At 74.6% G+C, this 885-nt stretch carries 1 protein-coding gene; it reads left to right on the forward strand.

The window, feature by feature from the left end; translation table 11 throughout:
• Window positions 1-872: hypothetical protein (locus tag KLK06_RS59435; RefSeq protein WP_214644753.1), on the forward strand; the 872-nt coding region annotated here is incomplete at its 5' end.
• Window positions 873-885: the final 13 nt, after the last annotated feature.

Raw genomic sequence — 885 nt, forward strand, 5'->3', positions numbered from 1 at the left:
AGCTCACCCCGGCCGAGCTCGTCACCTCGAACGAGCTCATCGCGTCGACCGACTTCGACTTCGCTGTCCCTGCCGAGGTCGTCGCGTCCGCGTTCGGGAGCGAGCCGCGCCTCGACGTGACCGACCCGCGTCTGGTGACCGGTGTGAGCCGGTCGATCCTGGAACGATTGAAGCCGTTGGAGCCGATCGCCGACCTGCTGGCGCGGGCCTCGGCGCCGCTCCCCGAGGCGACGACGGAGTTCGACGCGTTCACGCCCGTGTCCGGGGCGGCGACGACGCGGTTCGACGCCTTCGCGCCGGCCGCGCGCCGTGACGGCATGCCTGCGACGCGCCGTGACAGTACGCCGCATCGTCCCAGGCCCCGCACCGCCTCCCAGCACACGCCGTACAGGCGGGCGACCGAGCTCTGGCCCACTGCCGAGCAGGCGGAGAGCCCCCAGACGGGCGGCTACTACGGGCGGCGGCGCCGCAGCGGACACCCTGTCGAGGAGTCGGCCCCCTTCGCCTCGGACGGCCCTCTGCGTGGCCGTCGGCACCGTCCCCTGGGCGCTGCCCACGGCGCGGAGGCGTTCGCCCAGGACGCGCCGTCACAGGGCCGCCGCCACCGTCTCCCGTCGGCCGTCCCGCCCCGCACGGAGCCCTTCGACACCGCCGCCCGTGCCCGCCGCCAGCACAGCCACGAGGCACCGGCCGCCCCGCATACCGTCGACGAACTGCGAGCCTGGTACGACGAGCCGCGGACTGGGGACGGGGACCTGCGAGCCGGGGATGGCGACCTGCTCGTGGCCCCACGAACGCAAGCCTTCGCCCCGGTGCATCCCCAGCCGCGCACGACCCACGGAGGATCACGCAGAGGCCGCCACCGCGCCTGATCCCAACACCCGA

The sequence above is a fragment of the Nonomuraea sp. NEAU-A123 genome, assembly GCF_018603905.1.
Lineage (GTDB): Bacteria > Actinomycetota > Actinomycetes > Streptosporangiales > Streptosporangiaceae > Nonomuraea.